The 19,012-nt window shown below is 69.2% G+C and carries 15 protein-coding genes; 10 read left to right on the top strand and 5 right to left on the bottom strand.

Features of this window, described 5'->3' with window-relative positions; translation table 11 throughout:
- Nucleotides 1-462: 462 nt before the first annotated feature.
- The 5 genes from AB0I18_RS47420 to AB0I18_RS47400 all read left to right on the top strand — a co-directional run bounded on the left by AB0I18_RS47420 (nucleotide 463) and on the right by AB0I18_RS47400 (nucleotide 3,074).
- The gene (locus tag AB0I18_RS47420) at nucleotides 463-1,122 is read left to right on the top strand and encodes a hypothetical protein (protein ID WP_363112059.1); all 660 of its coding nucleotides are present in this window, start codon (nucleotides 463-465) and stop codon (nucleotides 1,120-1,122) included.
- A gap of 67 nt (nucleotides 1,123-1,189) precedes the next feature.
- On the top strand, nucleotides 1,190-1,369 hold the full coding sequence (locus AB0I18_RS47415) for a hypothetical protein (protein ID WP_363112057.1): 180 nt from the start codon (nucleotides 1,190-1,192) through the stop codon (nucleotides 1,367-1,369).
- Between the two features lie 154 nt (nucleotides 1,370-1,523).
- Nucleotides 1,524-1,952, top strand: coding sequence for a BlaI/MecI/CopY family transcriptional regulator (locus AB0I18_RS47410; RefSeq protein ID WP_363112056.1), 429 nt, complete (start codon nucleotides 1,524-1,526; stop codon nucleotides 1,950-1,952).
- A gap of 9 nt (nucleotides 1,953-1,961) precedes the next feature.
- Nucleotides 1,962-2,501: an amino-acid N-acetyltransferase gene (locus AB0I18_RS47405; protein ID WP_363112055.1), complete on the top strand. Its 540-nt coding sequence runs from the start codon at nucleotides 1,962-1,964 to the stop codon at nucleotides 2,499-2,501.
- 237 nt (nucleotides 2,502-2,738) lie between these two features.
- Nucleotides 2,739-3,074, top strand: a complete 336-nt coding sequence (locus AB0I18_RS47400) for an Lsr2 family protein (RefSeq protein WP_055512928.1) — start codon at nucleotides 2,739-2,741, stop codon at nucleotides 3,072-3,074.
- Here AB0I18_RS47400 and AB0I18_RS47395 read toward each other — a convergent pair.
- Nucleotides 3,053-3,643, bottom strand: coding sequence for an SCO3374 family protein (locus tag AB0I18_RS47395; RefSeq protein WP_363112054.1), 591 nt, complete (start codon nucleotides 3,641-3,643; stop codon nucleotides 3,053-3,055). The genes AB0I18_RS47400 and AB0I18_RS47395 overlap by 22 nt on opposite strands.
- A gap of 429 nt (nucleotides 3,644-4,072) precedes the next feature.
- Here AB0I18_RS47395 and AB0I18_RS47390 point away from each other — a divergent pair, with 429 nt between their 5' ends.
- The gene (locus AB0I18_RS47390; protein WP_363112053.1) at nucleotides 4,073-6,601 is read left to right on the top strand and encodes an ATP-dependent Clp protease ATP-binding subunit; all 2,529 of its coding nucleotides are present in this window, start codon (nucleotides 4,073-4,075) and stop codon (nucleotides 6,599-6,601) included.
- Between the two features lie 103 nt (nucleotides 6,602-6,704).
- Here the strand turns inward: AB0I18_RS47390 and AB0I18_RS47385 are convergent, their stop codons facing one another.
- Nucleotides 6,705-7,355: an HAD family acid phosphatase gene (locus AB0I18_RS47385; RefSeq protein ID WP_363112052.1), complete on the bottom strand. Its 651-nt coding sequence runs from the start codon at nucleotides 7,353-7,355 to the stop codon at nucleotides 6,705-6,707.
- Between the two features lie 567 nt (nucleotides 7,356-7,922).
- Between AB0I18_RS47385 and AB0I18_RS47380 the strand changes: the two genes are divergently transcribed.
- Both AB0I18_RS47380 and AB0I18_RS47375 read left to right on the top strand, forming a co-directional pair.
- Nucleotides 7,923-9,476, top strand: a complete 1,554-nt coding sequence (locus AB0I18_RS47380; protein ID WP_363112051.1) for a carboxylesterase family protein — start codon at nucleotides 7,923-7,925, stop codon at nucleotides 9,474-9,476.
- An 88-nt stretch (nucleotides 9,477-9,564) separates the two neighbouring features.
- Nucleotides 9,565-10,200 (top strand): maleylpyruvate isomerase N-terminal domain-containing protein, encoded by a 636-nt coding sequence (locus tag AB0I18_RS47375; protein WP_363112050.1) that lies wholly within the window; start codon nucleotides 9,565-9,567, stop codon nucleotides 10,198-10,200.
- Nucleotides 10,201-10,224: 24 nt separating this feature from the next.
- Here AB0I18_RS47375 and AB0I18_RS47370 read toward each other — a convergent pair whose 3' ends face one another.
- Complete coding sequence (locus tag AB0I18_RS47370; RefSeq protein ID WP_363112049.1) at nucleotides 10,225-12,792, bottom strand: NACHT domain-containing protein; 2,568 nt, start codon at nucleotides 12,790-12,792, stop codon at nucleotides 10,225-10,227.
- Between the two features lie 49 nt (nucleotides 12,793-12,841).
- On the bottom strand, nucleotides 12,842-15,412 hold the full coding sequence (locus AB0I18_RS47365) for an NACHT domain-containing protein (RefSeq protein ID WP_363112048.1): 2,571 nt from the start codon (nucleotides 15,410-15,412) through the stop codon (nucleotides 12,842-12,844).
- A gap of 486 nt (nucleotides 15,413-15,898) precedes the next feature.
- Between AB0I18_RS47365 and AB0I18_RS47360 the strand changes: the two genes are divergently transcribed.
- Nucleotides 15,899-16,519, top strand: coding sequence for a M23 family metallopeptidase (locus AB0I18_RS47360; protein ID WP_363112047.1), 621 nt, complete (start codon nucleotides 15,899-15,901; stop codon nucleotides 16,517-16,519).
- Nucleotides 16,520-16,549: 30 nt separating this feature from the next.
- On the opposite strand, the gene AB0I18_RS47355 is transcribed toward AB0I18_RS47360, so the two are convergent.
- Nucleotides 16,550-17,134, bottom strand: coding sequence for a helix-turn-helix domain-containing protein (locus AB0I18_RS47355; protein ID WP_363112046.1), 585 nt, complete (start codon nucleotides 17,132-17,134; stop codon nucleotides 16,550-16,552).
- 154 nt (nucleotides 17,135-17,288) lie between these two features.
- On the opposite strand from AB0I18_RS47355, the gene AB0I18_RS47350 reads away from it, so the two are divergent.
- Nucleotides 17,289-18,836 carry an MDR family MFS transporter gene (locus AB0I18_RS47350; protein ID WP_363112058.1) on the top strand — a complete coding sequence of 516 codons (1,548 nt, stop codon included), beginning with the start codon at nucleotides 17,289-17,291 and terminating at the stop codon, nucleotides 18,834-18,836.
- Nucleotides 18,837-19,012: the final 176 nt, after the last annotated feature.

Genomic DNA, 19,012 nt, shown 5'->3' with positions numbered 1-19,012 from the left:
GCCGCGACGGGGTATCCGATCGCCGCTCTGGGATATTCAGCTGAAGCTGAGTTGCCGCGGCGATCGGACACCCCGACACGACCCCTCACGCCGGAGAGCCGACAGCGGCTGAGTGGGGCCTGCAGTGCAGACCCCGGCCCAGTCTTTTGTCTTTTAGGGGCGCGGGGAACTGCGCACCCAGCCCCCACCGGCCCGCAGTGTGAACACCGTCCCAAGGCCCCCGGTCTTTGGTCTTTTCAGGGGCGCGGGGAACTGCGCGACAAGCCACAGCCGACCCGCACGGTACAAACCAACCCAAGCCACCCCAGTCCTTTAGGGGCGCGGGGAACTGCGCGAGCGGCCCCCACCGGCCCGCACGTGGACAGGAAGCCCCGCCACGCCACCTCCACCCGTTCTACGGGTTTTGTCTGATTAGCGCGTATCGTCGCGGTCATGCCCACGCCTTACGGATCCCGCGGCGGCATGGCGTTCGGTGCGGAGGAGCTGCGAGTGCTCCGACGTGCGCTCGCTCTCGCCCTTCACCCCAGCCCCGCCTCGGCGGAGGACGTCCAGGACTGCCTCCGCCTGGCGGAGGCAGTCAACGAGGCGGCCCGCGAGGGCGCCCGGCTGCGCGCCTTCCTGCTGGCCGACCTCGCCCGCTACCGAGCCGCACTGCCCGGCACGGCAGCCGGCTACCTGACGCTTCTGGAGGAGGCCCTGGGCGCCGGCTACCGCCCGCAGCCCGACGACCACGCCGCCCTGCGCGCCCTGCGCGGCAACCCCGTCGCAGCCACCCTCCTCACTCGGTGCCACGCCCTTGGGGAGCAGGACGTGCGAACTCGCCTGGCCGTCCGCACCGTCCCGGCCTCGCGGACGGGTGCAAGCACCGGTACAGGCGTCGCGGGTACCCGGATCCGACTTACGGCCCTCCCCGGTGGCCTCGCAGCCGGTGCGCCCGCACGCGCGCGTGCGGGCGCTGAGGACCCAGGTAAGAAGCCTGCGGAAAAGCCTGCCGAGAAGCCGGCGCCCCAGCCCGTCCGGCCGAAGGACCGGCCCATCCCGACTCCCGGTGAGGTCTTCCCGCCCAGGCGCAAGCCGCCCGCCCCGCCCGCCGATCCGCCGCGGCAGCTCGCGGCGGGTTAGTCGGACCGCATCGCCTCATGCCCACCCCCGACGACCCGCCGCACAAGTCCTGGCTACTCTGGACGGCATGGACTACGTCTCCGCGCTCGTGCCCCCGGTAGTGATGGCCGTGTTCTTCACCGGTCTGATCGTGACGATCGTGAAGTCCCAGGGCGGGGCCAACAAGGCCAAGGAGGACGCGGTCGCCGACGCGGCGATCGCGCGCGCGGAGAACATCCGCCAGGCCTCCCGCGGCACCGACGCCTGAAGTCTCGGGCGGGCGTGGAGCGGTCGCTCCGGATGCTCCCCAAGGGCGTACGACTCGTCAGAACTTCGAGTCGTACGCCCTTTTTGTGACTATTTGTCATTCAAAGCCATGTCCGCCACGTCATTGGCGGGATCTCCCACTATTGTTCTGAACTGTGCCTCGCCCATTGGGAGAACTCGAAGACGCGGTGATGACGCGGGTGTGGAAGTGGAACCGCCCGGTGACCGTTCGGGAAGTCCTGGAAGACCTTCAGCAGGAGCGGTCCATCGCGTACACCACGGTGATGACCGTTTTGGACAATCTCCATCAGAAGGGCTGGGTACGCCGCGAAGCGGAAGGCCGGGCCTATCGATATGAGGCGGTCTCCACCCGTGCCGCCTACGCGGCCGCGCTGATGAACGAGGCCTGGTCGCAGAGCGACAACCAGGCCGCCGCTCTCGTCGCCTTCTTCGGCATGATGTCCCCGGAAGAGCGTGAAGCACTGCGCGATGCCGTGCGTATGGTCCAGGGACCCGAAACCCCCGCGGCGGAGAACCCGGCCCCCGAGAACCCCGCCGCCGTCGAGGGCGGCACCGGGCGATAGCGTCCGGTCATGCCAGCAGAGCAGCCCGAAGTCCCCGCTAAAGCCCTCACCGTCCGCCGGGCCAGGACCAGCGATGTTCCGGCGGTTCGCCGCCTGCTTGACGCGTACGTCCGCGGTGGCATCCTGCTCGACAAAGCGACGGTGACGCTTTACGAGGATGTCCAGGAGTTCTGGGTGGTGGAACGGGACGACGGCTCGAGTACCGAGGTCGTGGCCTGTGGAGCTCTGCACGTGATGTGGGAAGACCTCGCGGAAGTCCGTACTCTCGCGGTGAACCCGGCGCTCAAGGGTGCCGGCGTCGGCCATCAGTTGCTGGAGAAGTTGCTGCAGACCGCCCGCTGGCTCGGCGTTCGCCGGGTATTCTGCCTGACCTTCGAAGTCGACTTCTTCGCGAAGCACGGCTTCGTGGAGATCGGTGAGACGCCGGTGGACACCGATGTCTACGCAGAGCTGCTGCGTTCCTATGACGAGGGCGTGGCCGAGTTCCTGGGTCTCGAACGAGTGAAACCCAACACCTTGGGCAACAGTCGGATGCTTCTGCATCTGTGATCGCCGGTGCGTATTACCCCGGCACAACCAAGGTCCCCCTTGCCCAGGGGGCCTATGTCCGAAACGCGCACGTTTCCGGTCTTCCCGGTCCTGTCGGTCTCTCCCGGGGGTTTGTGTTTTTCCGGCAAAAGCGGTTTGCTTTCCGACGTACTGCAGTAGTGCATATAACAGGGGACGTGAAACAGCGGCAACCGCCGCAGGCCCTCGGCCCTGAAGATATCGATGAAAGGAAATCCGGTGGCACAGAAGGTTCAGGTCCTTCTTGTCGACGACCTCGACGGTGGCGAGGCGGACGAGACGGTGACGTTCGCGCTGGACGGCAAGACGTACGAGATCGATCTCACGACTGCCAATGCGGACAAGCTCCGTGGACTTCTCGAGGCGTACGTGAAGGGCGGTCGTCGTACCGGAGGCCGCGCTTCGGGTGGCCGTGGGAAAGCGCGCGCCGCTACCGGTGGGAGTCAGGACACCGCGCAGATCCGCGCGTGGGCGAAGGAGAACGGTTACGAGGTCAATGACCGTGGCCGCGTTCCGGCGTCCATTCGCGAGGCCTACGAGAAGGCCAACGGCTGACCACAGGAACGGCGCAGCCGGATGCGGTGGCACTCCGTCGCCATCGTGTCCACGAGTCGTACGAGATCGGGGGCGCCCCCAACGCCCCCGCCCAGCGCCGACATCGTCGGCAACGACGGCTCCACCTCGCAGCCAGGCTCAGGGGGTCGCAGCCACACGGCGGCCCCCTGCGAGCTGTTCTGAGCGCGGTCCGGGCCCGGCGGCAGCGGTGCCTCGACGCGCCCGCCCGCGCCGACCGCTTCGAGGTCGAGCGCGAGAGTGCCCCACTCCAGCCATTCCAGCAGCCCCGGCAGCTCGTCCGCGCTTCCCGCGGCCACCAGCAGCCGCATCCGGTCCGCCCGTACGGCCACCGGAGAGCCCGGCCGCAGATGCCGAAGCGCCGCGTATCCCGCCTGCGCCGGCACGTCCAGGACGTCGAAACGCAGCCCCGTCAGCAGTTCTACGGCAGGTTGACCGGGCAGGCCGGGCACGGTGGCCCAGCCCAGTTCGTTCTCGTACCAGTGCCGGACGGGATCGCTCGCATCGAGCGGCCGACGGGGAAAGGGGACGGAGAGGACGGTGGGAACCATGCAGAACCAACCGTCCGAAGGGCGTTCGAGTTACGCTGGGTGGTCTTGCCGATGCGCAGGGTGGCCGAAACGGGACCGTGCCGGGGTGGTCGGCGGCGCAAGGGTGTTCGCCCGTAGCGGAGGGAACCGGTGCGTGTGGCATGGAGTGTCAGTGCGTACGGGTAAGACATCCCTAGTGGGAGGGGCGACACGCATGGATCGGGCATCTCACGTTCGCCATCGGCGTACAGATGGTGAGGGTATCTGCCTGGCCTGCGGGAACATCGTCTCGCACCATCAGGTTGGAGCAGATGTCGGCTTTCCGGGTCAGGAGGCCAAGGATGGTGTCGGCAGTTGGAATGAGCGGTCCCCGCTTGCGGGACTAAGCTGCGGAAGGACAGGGAGGGGAGCGTCCCCTTACTGCCTGACCGCTCTGAGGAGCGATTAACGATGTTCGAGAGGTTCACCGACCGCGCGCGGCGGGTTGTCGTCCTGGCTCAGGAAGAAGCCCGGATGCTCAACCACAACTACATCGGCACCGAGCACATCCTCCTGGGCCTGATCCACGAGGGTGAGGGTGTCGCCGCTAAGGCCCTGGAGAGCCTCGGGATTTCGCTCGAGGCGGTCCGCCAGCAGGTGGAGGAGATCATCGGGCAGGGGCAGCAGGCCCCGTCCGGGCACATCCCCTTCACCCCCCGTGCCAAGAAGGTCCTGGAGCTGTCGCTCCGCGAGGCTCTTCAGCTGGGCCACAACTACATCGGCACGGAGCACATCCTGCTCGGCCTGATCCGGGAGGGCGAGGGCGTCGCCGCCCAGGTCCTGGTCAAGCTGGGTGCTGATCTCAACCGGGTGCGGCAGCAGGTCATCCAGCTGCTCTCCGGCTACCAGGGCAAGGAGACCGCCGCCGCCGGCGGCCCTGCCGAGGGCACGCCCTCGACGTCCCTGGTCCTCGACCAGTTCGGCCGGAACCTCACCCAGGCCGCTCGTGAGTCCAAGCTCGACCCGGTCATCGGGCGCGAGAAGGAGATCGAGCGGGTCATGCAGGTGCTGTCCCGCCGCACGAAGAACAACCCGGTGCTCATCGGCGAGCCCGGCGTCGGCAAGACCGCCGTCGTCGAGGGCCTGGCGCAGGCCATCGTCAAGGGCGAGGTGCCCGAGACCCTCAAGGACAAGCACCTCTACACCCTCGACCTGGGCGCGCTGGTCGCCGGCTCGCGCTACCGCGGTGACTTCGAGGAGCGCCTGAAGAAGGTCCTCAAGGAGATCCGCACCCGCGGCGACATCATCCTGTTCATCGACGAGCTGCACACGCTGGTCGGTGCGGGTGCCGCCGAGGGCGCCATTGACGCCGCTTCGATCCTGAAGCCGATGCTGGCCCGTGGTGAGCTCCAGACCATCGGTGCGACCACGCTCGACGAGTACCGCAAGCACCTGGAGAAGGACGCCGCGCTCGAGCGCCGCTTCCAGCCCATCCAGGTCGCGGAGCCGTCGCTGCCGCACACCATCGAGATCCTCAAGGGTCTGCGCGACCGCTACGAGGCGCACCACCGTGTGTCCATCACGGACGAGGCCCTCGTGCAGGCGGCGACGCTCGCCGACCGGTACATCTCGGACCGCTTCCTGCCGGACAAGGCGATCGACCTGATCGACGAGGCCGGCTCCCGGATGCGTATCCGCCGGATGACCGCGCCGCCGGACCTCCGCGAGTTCGACGAGAAGATCGCCGGCGTCCGCCGCGACAAGGAGTCCGCGATCGACTCGCAGGACTTCGAGAAGGCCGCCTCCCTCCGCGACAAGGAGAAGCAGCTCCTGGCCGCCAAGGCCAAGCGGGAGAAGGAGTGGAAGGCCGGCGACATGGACGTCGTCGCCGAGGTCGACGGCGAGCTGATCGCCGAGGTCCTCGCGACCGCCACCGGCATCCCGGTCTTCAAGCTGACCGAGGAGGAGTCCTCGCGCCTGCTGCGCATGGAGGACGAGCTCCACAAGCGGGTCATCGGCCAGAAGGACGCCGTCAAGGCGCTCTCGAAGGCGATCCGGCGTACGCGCGCCGGTCTGAAGGACCCGAAGCGTCCGGGTGGTTCGTTCATCTTCGCCGGTCCGTCCGGTGTCGGTAAGACCGAGCTGTCCAAGGCGCTCGCCGAGTTCCTCTTCGGTGACGAGGACGCGCTGATCTCCCTCGACATGTCGGAGTTCAGCGAGAAGCACACGGTGTCGCGTCTCTTCGGTTCGCCCCCCGGTTACGTGGGCTACGAAGAGGGCGGCCAGCTGACGGAGAAGGTGCGGCGCAAGCCGTTCTCGGTGGTCCTCTTCGACGAGGTCGAGAAGGCCCACCCGGACATCTTCAACTCGCTGCTGCAGATCCTGGAGGACGGTCGCCTGACCGACTCCCAGGGCCGGGTCGTGGACTTCAAGAACACGGTCATCATCATGACGACCAACCTCGGCACCCGGGACATCTCCAAGGGCTTCAACCTGGGCTTCGCGGCCATGGGTGACACGAAGTCCAACTACGAGCGCATGAAGAACAAGGTCTCGGACGAGCTGAAGCAGCACTTCCGGCCCGAGTTCCTCAACCGCGTGGACGACGTGGTCGTCTTCCCGCAGCTGACCCAGGGCGACATCCTGCAGATCGTCGACCTGATGATCGGCAAGGTGGACGAGCGCCTCAAGGACCGGGACATGGGCATCGAGCTCTCCCAGTCCGCGAAGGAGCTGCTGGCCACCAAGGGTTACGACCCGGTGCTCGGCGCGCGTCCGCTGCGTCGCACGATCCAGCGCGAGGTCGAGGACAGCCTGTCGGAGAAGATCCTCTTCGGTGAGCTGCGCCCCGGTCACATCGTGGTCGTCGACACGGAGGGCGAGGGTGAGGCCAAGACCTTCACCTTCCGCGGCGAGGAGAAGTCGGCGCTGCCGGACGTCCCGCCGATCGAGCAGGCCGCCGGCGGGGCTGCCGGTCCCAACCTGAGCAAGGAGGCGTGACCCTCCGGGGGCTCGCCTGAGCACGACTGAGAACGACGAAGGGGCCGGTGCCGACAAGGCACCGGCCCCTTCGTCCTGCTTCAGCGGGTACGCGGTTATGCGGTTACGACAGCTGGCCGTCGTAGTCCGGCAGCTTGTACGTCTTCTCGGCGTGCCCGCCCGACAGGTCGGTGGCGCTGTTGCCGATGTTCGCGATGATCGTGTAGCCCTTGGCCTCGATGGCCACGCGCTGGGCGGTCTTGTACTCGGCCACGTTCGTGAAGAGGTCGATGAAGTTGCGTACGTGCAGGCCGGAGACCTTGTAGCCGACGTTCTTGAGGTTGTACTCGGTCACGGACTTGATGATGTCCGGGCGTGCGGTGACGAAGAACAGGGCGACGCCGTGGTCCTGCGCGTACTTGGCCGCTTCGAGGACGGGCGCGTTGGCCGGCTGCGGGTAGCTGAAGCCGAAGTCGGTCTCCAGCGCGGTGTTGTCGATGTCGAGGACGATCGCCTGCTTCTCGCCCGAGGACGCCTTGGCGATGCGTTCCTTCAGGTACGGGAGCGCCTGGGCCATGACGGCCCGGCAGTCCTTCTGCCAGGTGTCGTAGTCCACGTCCGCCGCGGCGGCGGTTCTCGCGGCGGTCGCGGTGGTGCTCACCGCGGCTGGGGCCGCGGCCCCAGCCGCGGCGACGGCCGGGCTCATCAGGGCCGCGGTGACGGCCGTGGCGGCGGCGGTCACGCCTATGAGGCGTCGCCTGCTGCTTCCTGTCATGGGGGGTTCCTCTCACATGGGAGCGCTGCGGGACATGGGCCGTAGTGCATGCTCATGGGCGGGGGAGGACGCAGGGAAGCGAAGGGATTACTGGCGGGTAACTGTACGGTGCCCAGGCAGGGTTGGGCCATAGGCCGGTGTGCGGCTTCTGCGGCTGCTGGTTCTGGAACATGGTGTGCCGTTTCCGGAACGCAATCGACCGCACCCCCCGAATCAAAGCCGTTGTCGCCGAGAGATCTTCGTTTCCGGTGAATTTGTCGAGGCGGAGCCGCTTAATGCCGGGTAGGACGCATCCTTGGCGAACGCATATGGCGCAAGGCGCGCAGTCCGGTGAACTCAAGGCATTCATGGTGAATCGCGGATGCGTGAGTGTCGGGCCCTGAGGGAGAGCGGGAAGAGTGGCCCCGGCGCAGTCGGCCTTTCAAGACCCCGCATAAGGCCCAACGGCAGCTATTTCAGCGGCAGAGGTAGAGGCGGAGGCAGATCCTGCTCAAGAAATGAGTGGCCGTGCAGCCCGTTCGGCGGGACGATCCGCCATGTCCCGGACTGTCTTCAGAGGGAGCCTCGATGGGTGCCGACGAACCCGAAGTCCGTACGGCAGCAGGAGTGGTGCGAGGGACCAGGGCGGCGGCGGGCCCGGCGGTGTTCCGCGGGATTCCGTTCGCCCGGCCGCCGGTGGGTGCGCTGCGGTTCGGCGCGCCACGGCCCGTGCCGGGCTGGGACGGCGTACGGAAGGCGGTGGCGTACGGGCCGCCGCCTCCGCAGTCCTCGGCGTTCGGCATGGACGCACTGTCGTCCGGGGACGCGACGGGCACCGGCGACTGGCTGACGCTCAACGTCTGGACGCCCGAGCCGGGCCCGGGTGCCGGGCTTCCGGTGATGGTGTGGGTGCACGGCGGCGCGTACACCATCGGGATGTCCGGCCTGCCCGAGTACGACGGCGGCCGGCTGGCGCGGGAGGGCGGCGTCGTCGTGGTGACGCTCAACTACCGGGTCGGCATCGAGGGGTTCGCGCTCATCGAGGGCGCGCCTGCCAACCGCGGGCTGCTCGACCAGGTCGCCGCGCTGGAGTGGGTGCGCGACAACATCCGTGCCTTCGGCGGCGATCCGGACCGGGTCACCGTCGTCGGTCAGTCGGCGGGCGGGGGGTCGGTGGCCGCGCTGCTCGCGATGCCGCTCGCTCGCGGGCTCTTCCGGCGGGCCGTCGCGCAGAGCATGCAGGGCACGTTCTTCTCGGCCGAGCTCGCGGCCGATGTCGCCGGGGCATTCGCCGCCGAGCTGGGGTTGCGGCCGACGGTGGACGACCTGGGCACGGTGGATCCGCGGCGGTTGCCCGCGGCGGCGGACGCGGTCGGGGCGAAGATGGAGCGGTTCGCGGAGCGGTGGGGTGTGCTGGCGCACACGTCGATTCCGTTCGCACCCGTCGTCGACGGCGAGGTGCTGCCGGTCGCCCCGTGGGAGGCGCTGGCCTCCGGCGCGGCCCGCGACATCGATCTTGTGGTCGGCCACACCCGTGACGAGTACCGGTTGTTCACGGCGCTCGACGGGACGCTGGGCGAGGTGACGGCCGCCCAGGCCACTGAGGCGCTGAGGGTGTTCGCGCCGGGTACGGGCACGGGTACGGGTCGGGGCAAGGGCAGCGGGGATGGCGAGGCGTACCGCGACGCGTTCCCGGACGCCGGCCCGGAGGAACTGTACGAGCGCGTCCACGCCGACTGGCTGTTCCGCATGCCGTCAGTGCACCTGGCCGAGGCGCAGATCGCGGGCGGCGGGCGGGCGCACCTCTACGAGCTGACGTGGGGCGCGCCGGGCATGGGCGGGGGACTCGGAGCCTGCCACGGGCTCGACGTGCCGCTGGTCTTCGGCAACCTGAGCGGCGGCTTGCCCGCGATCCTGTTCGGGCAGACGCCGCCCGCGGAGGCGGAGGGGCTGTCGGCACGGATCCGGGCGGCCTGGACGGGGTTCGTGGCGGGGGAGGGACCTGGCTGGCCCGCGTACGACGTCGAGCGCCGACTCGTCCAGCTCTTCGATGTGACGTCGACGGTGGCCGCGTATCCGGAGGAGGCCTCGCGAGGGCTTTGGCGGGGGCATGTGTTCGGGGCGTTGCCGTTGGAGGGGTAGGGGGTGACGCCCCGCGAGCCAGGGCAAAGGGGTCTGGTTTCAACTCGGTCGGGGCTGAATACTTGGGGCAATCGATCACGGGGGTTCGATGAGTCTCAGGGACGCGTATGTGGACGTCGCGGCGCAGGCGGTCACGTTGCTGGCCGCGCCGGAAGTCGCTGCGTTGTGGGGGAGGCCCAGCGCGTTGGCGGGGATGACCGTCGGCGGTTTGGCCGGTCACCTCGCGTACCAGATCTTCAGCGTGAGCCCCGCACTGCGGGAGCCGGCCTCCGACGAGGCCCCGATCCCGCTTCTTGAGCACTACGCGCGTGCCGCGTGGATCGATGCGCCGCTCGACGGCGAGGTGAACGCCGGCATCCGGGCGAAGGGTGAGGGGATCGCCTCCGAGGGCGCTCAGGCCTTGCGCGCGCGTGCCCGCGCCGCGCTCGCCGAGCAGCAGGCCGCCCTCCCGGCCTTTCGGGATGACCGGGTCGTGTTCATGCCCCAGACAGGCTGGGCACTGAGCCTCGACGACTTCCTCGTGACGAGGATGATGGAGCTCGCCGTTCACACGGACGACCTGGCCGTCAGCGTGGGAGTCGCCGTGCCGGAACTCCCGGCCGCCGCGTTCGATCCCGTACTCACGTTGCTGGCGCGACTCGCCGCCCGTCGGCACGGCCAAGCAGCGTTGCTGCGAGCTCTGGCTCGGACGGAGCGCGCACCTTCGGCCGTCAACGCCCTCTGAACCACCAGGGGACTTGGGGTGTGCCTACGCCGTGATCGTCACCCCCTCCGGCACGTTCCGTACCCGTGGCAGGCGGGGATTGACGCGGAGTACGCGGAGTCGGGGGAAGCGGGAGAGCCAGGACATGTCGGGGTCGGTCGGTTCGGCGTTGAGCCAGAGGTGGGTCAGCTGGTCGTGGGCCAGGCCGTTCATGAGGTCGGGCGCGGGGATGACGCCGGCCACCTGGACGCGGGGGCGGCCGCCGAGGTGACGCAGGGCGGCGAGTTCGGCGGTGTCCGAGACGGGGAAGTACAGGTCGGCCGGGTCGAGGTGGGCGATGATCTCGCGTGCGTAGCGTTCCGTGTCGAAGTGCCGCCAGGGGCGGGCGAGTTCGGTTCGGATCGGCAGGGCGGAGCGGGTGCGCAGGCGGGCCAGGTAGTCGATCGCGGCGTCGTCCTCGATGCGGGTGGCCGTGATGGCAAGGAGGAGGGCCTGCTGGTCGCCCGGCACCTGTTCGGGGTCGGGGAGGAGCTCCAGGACGATGGGGCCGACCCAGCCCAGACTGCGGGCGGCGAGTTCGGTCGTGGGGCGTACGAGGTTCTTCGTACGGTCGTGGACGAGCCGTTGGACCGCCGGGTCGAGCTCGGTGACGTGGTCCAGGCAGGCCGCGGCCATCAGCCGGCGGTGGTTCACCTGGGGCCGGCGCAGCGCGGGCGCCGCGGACAGCAGCCGTTCCAGGAAGTCACCGCACTCCTCCGGGCGGGCCTGGGCGGCGGCCATGCGGATGACCTCCTCCCACTCGGGCTGGTGGGCGTGGTCGACGAGGGAACGCAGGCGGCCCCGGGCCACGATCTCCTTCGCGGCCAGGTAGTCCTGGAACGTGCGGTGGATGAAGTCCACGGAAAGGCCCGCCTGTTCGCGCAGCAGCCCGGTGCGGTGCAGCAGATGCCGGAAGATCTTCTCGCCGTCCCCCGCCGCGCGCGCGGCGGGGATGGCGGGCAGCGCGCCGTCCAGGATCGAGACCGCCCGTCGGCGCGGGAGTTCCGAGACGCCGTCCTCCGCCATGGCGTGCGCGAGTTTCTGCAACAGCCGTTCCCGCGGCTCCTGTTGGAGGCGTACGTCGTCCGCGTACAGCACGTCCCGCTCCGGGTCGCGGCGTTGCAGCAGCATCTCCAGCGCCGCCTCGTACAACTCCTTGCGGCCGTGCGGGAGAGAGCCGGAACGGTCCCGGTTCAGCGCGCAGATGAGGCCGCACATCAGGGGGTTGGTGGCCAGCTGGCGCAGTTCGCGGTAGAGCCGTACGGAGTGCAGCAGCCGCTGCTCGTACTCCTTCAGCTCGTCCCGGTCCCGCTGCTCCCGGCAGTGCTCGTCGCTCATCGCCGCCGAGTGCCAGTCCCGGATGAACCGCGTGACCTGGTCGCGGGACATCGGCGCGAGCGACAGTTCCGCGAAGCCCTCGTCCGAGAGGTGCTCCTCCGTGAGCCAGCCGTCCGCCACGGCGGAGGGGCGGGAGGTGACCAGGCAGCCGTTCCCGGAGAAGACGCGCAGCAGGCGGCGGAGCTGGTCGCGCAGCCCGCGCCGGGTCTCCTCCGGGGCCTCGTCGATCCCGTCGACCAGGAGCAGGGCGCGGCCCGCGAGCAGCGTCCGGACGACCCAGCCCTCCGGTGCCCGGTCGGCGAGCGGGTGACGGACGGCGTGCAGCAGGTCGTCGGGGGCGGGAAAACCCTCGCGGGCGAAACGGCGTACGGGCAGCACGAAGGGCACCCGCACCCCCTCGCGGGCGGCGGCCACGGCCAGCCACTGGACGAGGGTCGTCTTCCCGGAGCCCGCCACGCCGCGCAGCAGCACCCGCTCGTGCCCCTCCAGCGCCCGGTCCGCGAGCAGTACGGTCCGCTGCTCGCCGGTGTCCCCGCCTCCGCCGCTGCTCTCCTCGGCCTCCAGGCTGAGGTACGTGTCCTCCAGGAGCCAGCGGTCCGGCGCGTTCGGGAAGTCGACGCCGACGATGGTCAGCCAGCCGTGCTGACGCACGACCTCCGCCACGTAGGCGGCCTCGAAGTCCGCGTCCTGCTGGGAGCGTTCGGGCTGGCGGGCCGCCGCCTCGGTGTCGTTGAGGTCGACGAGCTGGCGGATGCGGCTGGAGCGCTCGGGCAACTGCCGCTGGATGTACGGGGAACGCCGGATGAAGTGGTGCAGGACGTGCAGGCACACGGACACGAGCAGCGCATCGTGGAACCAGGCCGCGTCCGGCGACAGGTCCCGGTCCGCGCCCTGGACGGCCCCTCGGAGCCGGCGCGCGTAGTCCTGCGGTCCAAGCCGTACGGCGTCCGCGTCGGTGAGGTCGAGTTCGCCGACCGCCAGGAGTGTGCGGGTCAGGACGTCGGCCACGGCGGGCACCTCGGCGGTGGGGGTGGTGTGCGTCTCGGCGGCGAGCTGGATGAACTCGGCGGCGGTGCGGTGGACTTCGGCCGGGGTGGCGGGGGCGTCGGGGCCGCGCCAGGTGGTGATCGCGGCGATCAGTTCGGGGGTGGTGGGGGGTTGCGGGGGTGGTGTGCGGAAGAGCCGTTGTACGAGGGGTGCGGCGAGGGGGGAGGTGATGCGGACAACGGGCTCCATGGGCATGCGGGTCCCTGGGGTGGGGCTGTTGTGGTAGGTCAAGGGTAGGTCAACTCGGGCTGATATTGGGGGTGATGAGTTTGACCCCGGTCGGCACCTGCTGTGCCACGGTCACGCTCACCTCTGTTTCCACGTGCACCTCTGCCAGGTTGGGGAAAGCCGACAGCCAGGCAAGCCCTTCGGCCGGGTGGGGTGCATCCAACAGAAGAATGGTGAGTCGCTCGGGCACGATGAGTTCGGTGAGGTCCTCGACCCGGTAGGCGCCGGCGACCATGATGTGAGCCCAGCCGCCGATGGAGCGGAGCATGTGCAGATCCTCGGTGTTGCGTACAGTCACCGTGCTCTGCCGGACCATGTGCGCGAGGATCTCGCGCGCGTAGAGCTCTTGGTCGAAGTAGTGCCAGGAAGAGGCCAGGGCATACTGGACCCGTTCATCGTGGTGATCCCGGAAGCGGGTCAGGAAGTGCAGTGCGGCATCGCTGCCCAGTTGGGCGGCCGCCCATGCCACCAGGTGTGTCGTTATGCCGTCGGTTTCCTCCGGACCCGGCAGAAGGGGCAGCAGCAGATCACCGCCCGCGCGTGCCAGCCCCTCAGCCTCCGAGCGCTCACGCGGAGGCACCAGCGACCTCACCCCTTGCTCGACGAGCCCTCGCACCGACGGCTCCACCTCCGCCGCGTACCGCAGCCCCGCCGAGGCCAGCAGCTTTCCGCGTGGAGTGCCCTGCCCCACCAGCCGCCGCAGCATCTGCTCAGCCTCTTTCGGCCGCGCGTGCGCGATGGCCAGCAGGATGACGTCCTCCCACTCGTCCTGCTCGGAGTTGTTCACCAGCAGGTCGAAGTCCAGCTCCTGTACGGCCAGTCGGGCCCCCAGATAGTCCTGGAAGGTCCGGTGCAGGAAGTCCACCCGCCCCTCGGCCGGCTCCCGCAGCAACCCGGACCGCAACAGCAGCGACCGGTAGACGTCCTCCCCGCTGCCGTCCAGGTTCATCGCGGGCACCGCCCGCCCGATGATGTGCACCGCATTCGAACGGTCCATCTCCGCCCGGCCGTTGCGGATCAGCCACCACGCCAGCTTCTGCAGCAACTGCACTTGGGTGGCGTACGGAATACGCAGACCGTCGGGATGGTCCAACTCCCGCTCACGGTCCCGCCGTTCGAGGAGCATGGTCAGCGCGGCCTCGTAGAGCGACTTCCGGTCCTGAGGCAGAAAACCCCGCCGGTCCCGGTGCAGCGCGCAGAGCATCCCGCACATCAGCGGATTCGTGGCCAGCCGGTTCAGCTCGGACGTGGTCCGCACGGCCTGGAGCAGGGACACCCCCACCGCCTCGTCCGCTCCGGCGGCCCGGTGCCAGCGCCGTACGAAGGTGGCGACGTCGTCGCGTGCCATCGGGGAGAGCGTGAGCTCGTGGAAGCCCGCCGAGCCCAGCCACCGCTCCGGAACGGCCGAGGGGCGCGAGGTGACGAGCCACAGGTTTCCCGGGAAGGTCCGGGTCAGCTCGCGCAGCCAGCGGCGGGCCGCGTCCCGGCGGTCACCGGCGATCTCGTCCATCCCGTCGACCAGCAGGACACCCCGCTGGGCCCGGAGCACCCGCTCCACCCAGCCGGACGGCTGCTCCCCGGCGACCGGGCAGCCGACGGCCTTCAGGAAGTCGCCCGGAATCGGGAACTCCGCCCCCGGGCGCACGATCCTGCGCAGCGGGAGTACGAACGGCACCCGCCCGATCAGGTGCGCGAGGCCGTGATCGTACGTACGACTCGCCGCCGTCACCGCGAGCCACTGGACGAGGGTCGTCTTTCCGGATCCGGCGACGCCGCGCAGCAGTACCTGGTCGTGCTGCGCCAGCACCTGTTCGGCGGGGATCTGGAGTCCGCCGGCCCGCCTGTCGTCCCGCCCGTCGCGTTCCCGGGTCGCCTCCAGGCTCAGATACGCCGTGTCCAGCGACCACTCGCTCGTGCCGGTGTCGAGACCGTAGATGGTCAGCGTGCCGTACCGCCCGGCGATGTGGTCCGCGTACCGGGCCTCGAATCCCGCGTCCTCGACCGACTGCGACGGCAGGCGCTCCAGCAGCAGGTCCACGGCCTGCACCAGCCGGGCCAGCTGCCGGCTCTGCATGGTCTGCTGCCGGGCGATGTAGGTGGAGCGCTGCGTGAAGAAGTTCAGGATGTGCAGCGAGGCGGTGTGGAGCAGCTGCTCGTAGAGGAGTTCGGCGTCGCCGCCGAGTCCGAAGGAGGCGACAGCCGTGTTGGTGTTCGACCGGAGTCTGCGCGCGAACTCCTCGGGCCCCAGGGCCACGGCTTCGTAGTCCTCGATGGTGATCTCTCCGAGCGCCGCGAGCGAGTGCCCGAGGGCGTGCTTGACGGCCACCGCCTCCTCGGCCCGCACCGGCCGTTCTCCGGGGCCCGCCGCCTTCAACGCCCTGCGGACCAGCTCGTCCGCGATCTTCTCGACGTCCTTCGGCGTGACGTTCCGCTTCTCCCGCCCGAACGACACCAGTGCCGATATCCGTACCGGCCTGCTCGCCAGCCCGGCACCCGGCTGGTCCTTCACGAAGAGCCTCTTCACGAGCGGCGCGACCGCACTGGACGCGATACGGGCTCCGAGCACTCCGGCGTCGACCATGCACCGAGCGTAGGTGAACCGCCCGCCCCTTCTGTAGCCCGCGCCACATTCCCCGATCCCCGGATCTTGCCGCCCGGTGACATGACGCACAGGCGATTTGTCCGGTACTAGGACGAGTAGTGGTCACGCCGACCGGGGCAAAACGGACCTTTGGTTCGGGGCTCGGGGGAGGGTGTGGGTGAGGGCGGGCGTGGACGCGGAGGGGTGGGGTCGGCGTGGAAGCAGGCGTCCTGAAGTGGGCGTAAACGTGACTTCCAGGAGAAAAGCCGGAGGTTTTCCGGCTAGGTGGTACTCCTGTCAAGAAGTGGGAAGTTTCGTGGTCAAGTACGACTTGGGATCGTAGGTCGGTGTTTTGGGGGATGACGAGGGCGCGGGTTACCAAGGGGGACCCCGCCCGGCGCGCCGTCAGTGCGCCGGGTGCGTTGATGTCCGGTTCCGTCCGCGGTTCCGGCCTCGCCCCCCGTCCCCGTCCCGGAGGTAGTCCCCATGTCGCAGCGCACCACGTCCCGCCGTCCCCGTACGTCCGTGCTCCGTGCCCGGGCGGCCGTCGTCGCCGTCGGCCTGGGAGCCTCGGCCGTACTGGGAGCCGGGGCCGCGGTCGCCGCTGCGAGTGGTGTCAGTATGGGGAGTGCCGCCGCTTCCGTACCGGCGCGGGCCGCCGTCAAGCCGGCCGCCGCCAAGAAGGCCGCCTCCTGGGTCGACCCCGTCAAGAAGTACCGGCTCTCCGCCAGCTTCAACCAGGCCGGCAACCTGTGGTCCTCGACCCACTCCGGCCAGGACTTTGCCGTGGCCTCCGGCACCAAGGTCTTCGCCGCGCACGGCGGGACCGTCGTGAAGGCCGGCGGCAACGGCGCCGGTGACGGACCCGCGTACGGCAACGCCGTCGTGATCAAGCACGGCAACGGTACGTACTCCCAGTACGCGCACCTGTCCCGGGTGAACGTGAGGGCCGGCCAGGTCGTGAAGACCGGCCAGCGCATCGCGCTCTCCGGCAACACCGGCAACTCCAGCGGGCCGCACCTGCACTTCGAGATCCGTACGAGCGCCAACTACGGCTCCGCCGTCGACCCGGTCGCCTTCCTGCGCTCCAAGGGCGTGACCCTCTAGGGCGGAGCCTCGGACTCGCCAGGGCGGAGCCTAGGACTCGACCGCGCCGCCGTGCGCCTGGGTCACCAGGTCGATCGCGACCTCCAGGACGGCCTTCCGCTTGTCCTCGGGGTCGCCCTCTATGTCCTTGAGGGCGAACAGCCCGGCGTGCATCGTGAACAGGGCGCTCACGCATCGCACCTGGTCGGTCAGCGGGGCGTCCGGTTCCCTGATGAGGTTCATCATCGCCAGCATGCGGTCCTTGAACGTCTCGCCGACGCTCAGCTCGCGGACCGTCGCCTGGTTCTCCTGCATGAAGCGGAAGAGGGGGGTCGCGTCGGCGAGGGCCTCGCTGTAGCGGCTCAGGAGTTCCTGCTTGGTGCGGAGGGTGCGCGGCTGCCCCTTGGCCCACTCGATCATGTCGTCCATCGGCCTCGTCAGATCCTGGAAGAGGCTGATGAGGATGTCTTCCTTGGTCTTGAAGTGGTAGTAGAGCGCGGCCTTCGTGACGTCCAGCCGTTCGGCGATCTCGCGCAGGGAGGTCTTCTCGTAGCCCTGCTCGGCGAAGAGTTCGATGGCCACGTCCTGGATGCGCTGGCGGGTGTCTCCGCGCCGCCGCTGCCTGCTGCCGTCCATCGTGGCCGCTCCTCCTGGGTAAAGAAAAACTTACTTGACGCCCGGCTAGTTACAGGTCTAGCTTCCCCCAGTGTAGTCAACTTGCCGGTCGGCAAGTAAGTGGCATTTCGGCACCAGGGGAGTGGGGACAGTGGCGGACACCGAGGCGGCCAGGGTGGCTGACGGGGCGGAGGCGGCCGAGGCAGCCGATACGGCCGAGGTCGTGGAAGACGGAGGCAAGCAGCCCAGGAGTGTGCGCGTCGTCCTCCTCGCGCTGATGATCGCGATGCTGCTCGCGATGCTCGACAACATGATCATCGGCACCGCGATGCCGACCATCGTGGGCGAGCTGGGCGGGCTCGAACACCTGTCGTGGGTCGTCACCGCGTACACGCTCGCGACCGCCGCCTCCACCCCGATCTGGGGCAAGCTCGGCGACATGTACGGGCGCAAGGGCATCTTCATGACCTCGATCGTGCTCTTCCTGATCGGGTCGGCGCTGAGCGGGATGGCCCAGGACATGGGGCAGCTCATCGGGTTCCGCGCCGTTCAGGGGCTCGGCGCGGGCGGGCTGATGGTCGGCGTCATGGCGATCATCGGGGATCTGATTCCGCCCCGGGAGCGCGGCAAGTACCAGGGCATGATGGCCGGCGTGATGGCGCTCGCCATGATCGGCGGACCGCTGATCGGCGGCACCATCACCGACCACTGGGGCTGGCGCTGGTCCTTCTACATCAACCTGCCGCTCGGTGTCATAGCCCTGGTGGCCATCAGTGCCGTACTGCATCTGCCCAGGAAGCGGGCGCAGGCGCGGATCGACTACCTGGGCGCCGCGCTGCTGACCGTGGGCATCACCTCGATCGTGCTCGTCACCACCTGGGGCGGCACCGAGTACGCCTGGGACTCCGCCGTGATCATGGAGCTGATCGGCATCGGGGTCGCCGCGCTCGTCGGATTCGTCTTCGTGCAGACCAAGGCCGTCGCGCCGGTCATGCCGCTGCACATCTTCCGGAGCCGCAACTTCACGCTGATGTCGATCATCGGCTTCGTCACCGGGTTCGTGATGTTCGGTGCGGTGCTGTTCCTGCCGCTCTACCAGCAGTCCGTGCAGGGCGCGTCCGCGACCAACTCCGGGCTGCTGCTCCTGCCGATGCTCGGCTCGATGCTGGTCACCTCGATGGTCGCCGGGCGGGTCACCACCAGCACCGGGCACTACAAGTCCTTCCCGATCGTCGGCAGTGCGCTGATGGTGGTCGGGCTGTATCTGCTGTCACTCATGGACACGGACACGTCGCGGCTGACGTCCGGCGTGTACATGGCTGTCGTCGGTGCGGGCATGGGCTGCCTGATGCAGATCACCATGCTCGTCTCGCAGAACAGCGTCGAGATGGAGGACATGGGCGTCGCGTCTTCCTCCACGACCTTGTTCCGTACGCTCGGGTCGTCCTTCGGGGTCGCCATCATGGGCGCGCTGTTCAACAACCGGGTCCAGGCGGTGATGGCCGAGCGGGCCGGGGAGCTCGGGTCCAAGGTCACCGAGGGGTCCGCGCAGCTGGATGCGGCGAGTCTGGCGAAGTTGCCGGAGGCTGCGCGGGAGGCGTATCAGCACGCGGTGTCCTCCGGTACGCACTCGGCGTTTCTGCTGGGGGCTGCTGTGTCGGTGGTCGCGCTTGTCTCGGCGGTGTTCGTGAAGCACGTGCCGCTGAAGGGGGCGGGGTCGTAGCAGCCGTCCGAGTCGTCCTGCTGCTTGGTCGGGTGGGCCCCCGGGGGTGGACGGTTTCCGTCCGTCGCCGGGGGCCTTTCCTCGCCCCCGCCGCCCCTACCCGTCCCATCCCTGGGGGCTGCGCCCCCAGACCCCCGCCTATCGGCCTGAACGGCCTCGTCCTCAAACGCCGGACG

The sequence above is a fragment of the Streptomyces sp. NPDC050704 genome, from assembly GCF_040654355.1.
In the GTDB taxonomy this organism is placed as follows: domain Bacteria; phylum Actinomycetota; class Actinomycetes; order Streptomycetales; family Streptomycetaceae; genus Streptomyces.
The sequence above is the reverse complement of the archived record's forward strand: the minus strand, read 5'-3'. Positions and strand labels throughout refer to the sequence as shown.

Coding starts and splice junctions, on each gene's coding strand:
- AB0I18_RS47420 (WP_363112059.1), top strand. CDS start 463: ATGGCGTTCGGTGCGGAGGAGCTGCGAGTGCTCCGACGTGCGCTCGCT.
- AB0I18_RS47415 (WP_363112057.1), top strand. CDS start 1,190: ATGGACTACGTCTCCGCGCTCGTGCCCCCGGTAGTGATGGCCGTGTTC.
- AB0I18_RS47405 (WP_363112055.1), top strand. CDS start 1,962: ATGCCAGCAGAGCAGCCCGAAGTCCCCGCTAAAGCCCTCACCGTCCGC.
- AB0I18_RS47395 (WP_363112054.1), bottom strand. CDS start 3,643: ATGGTTCCCACCGTCCTCTCCGTCCCCTTTCCCCGTCGGCCGCTCGAT.
- AB0I18_RS47390 (WP_363112053.1), top strand. CDS start 4,073: ATGTTCGAGAGGTTCACCGACCGCGCGCGGCGGGTTGTCGTCCTGGCT.
- AB0I18_RS47385 (WP_363112052.1), bottom strand. CDS start 7,355: ATGACAGGAAGCAGCAGGCGACGCCTCATAGGCGTGACCGCCGCCGCC.
- AB0I18_RS47380 (WP_363112051.1), top strand. CDS start 7,923: ATGGGTGCCGACGAACCCGAAGTCCGTACGGCAGCAGGAGTGGTGCGA.
- AB0I18_RS47375 (WP_363112050.1), top strand. CDS start 9,565: ATGAGTCTCAGGGACGCGTATGTGGACGTCGCGGCGCAGGCGGTCACG.
- AB0I18_RS47370 (WP_363112049.1), bottom strand. CDS start 12,792: ATGGAGCCCGTTGTCCGCATCACCTCCCCCCTCGCCGCACCCCTCGTA.
- AB0I18_RS47365 (WP_363112048.1), bottom strand. CDS start 15,412: ATGGTCGACGCCGGAGTGCTCGGAGCCCGTATCGCGTCCAGTGCGGTC.
- AB0I18_RS47360 (WP_363112047.1), top strand. CDS start 15,899: ATGTCGCAGCGCACCACGTCCCGCCGTCCCCGTACGTCCGTGCTCCGT.
- AB0I18_RS47355 (WP_363112046.1), bottom strand. CDS start 17,134: ATGGACGGCAGCAGGCAGCGGCGGCGCGGAGACACCCGCCAGCGCATC.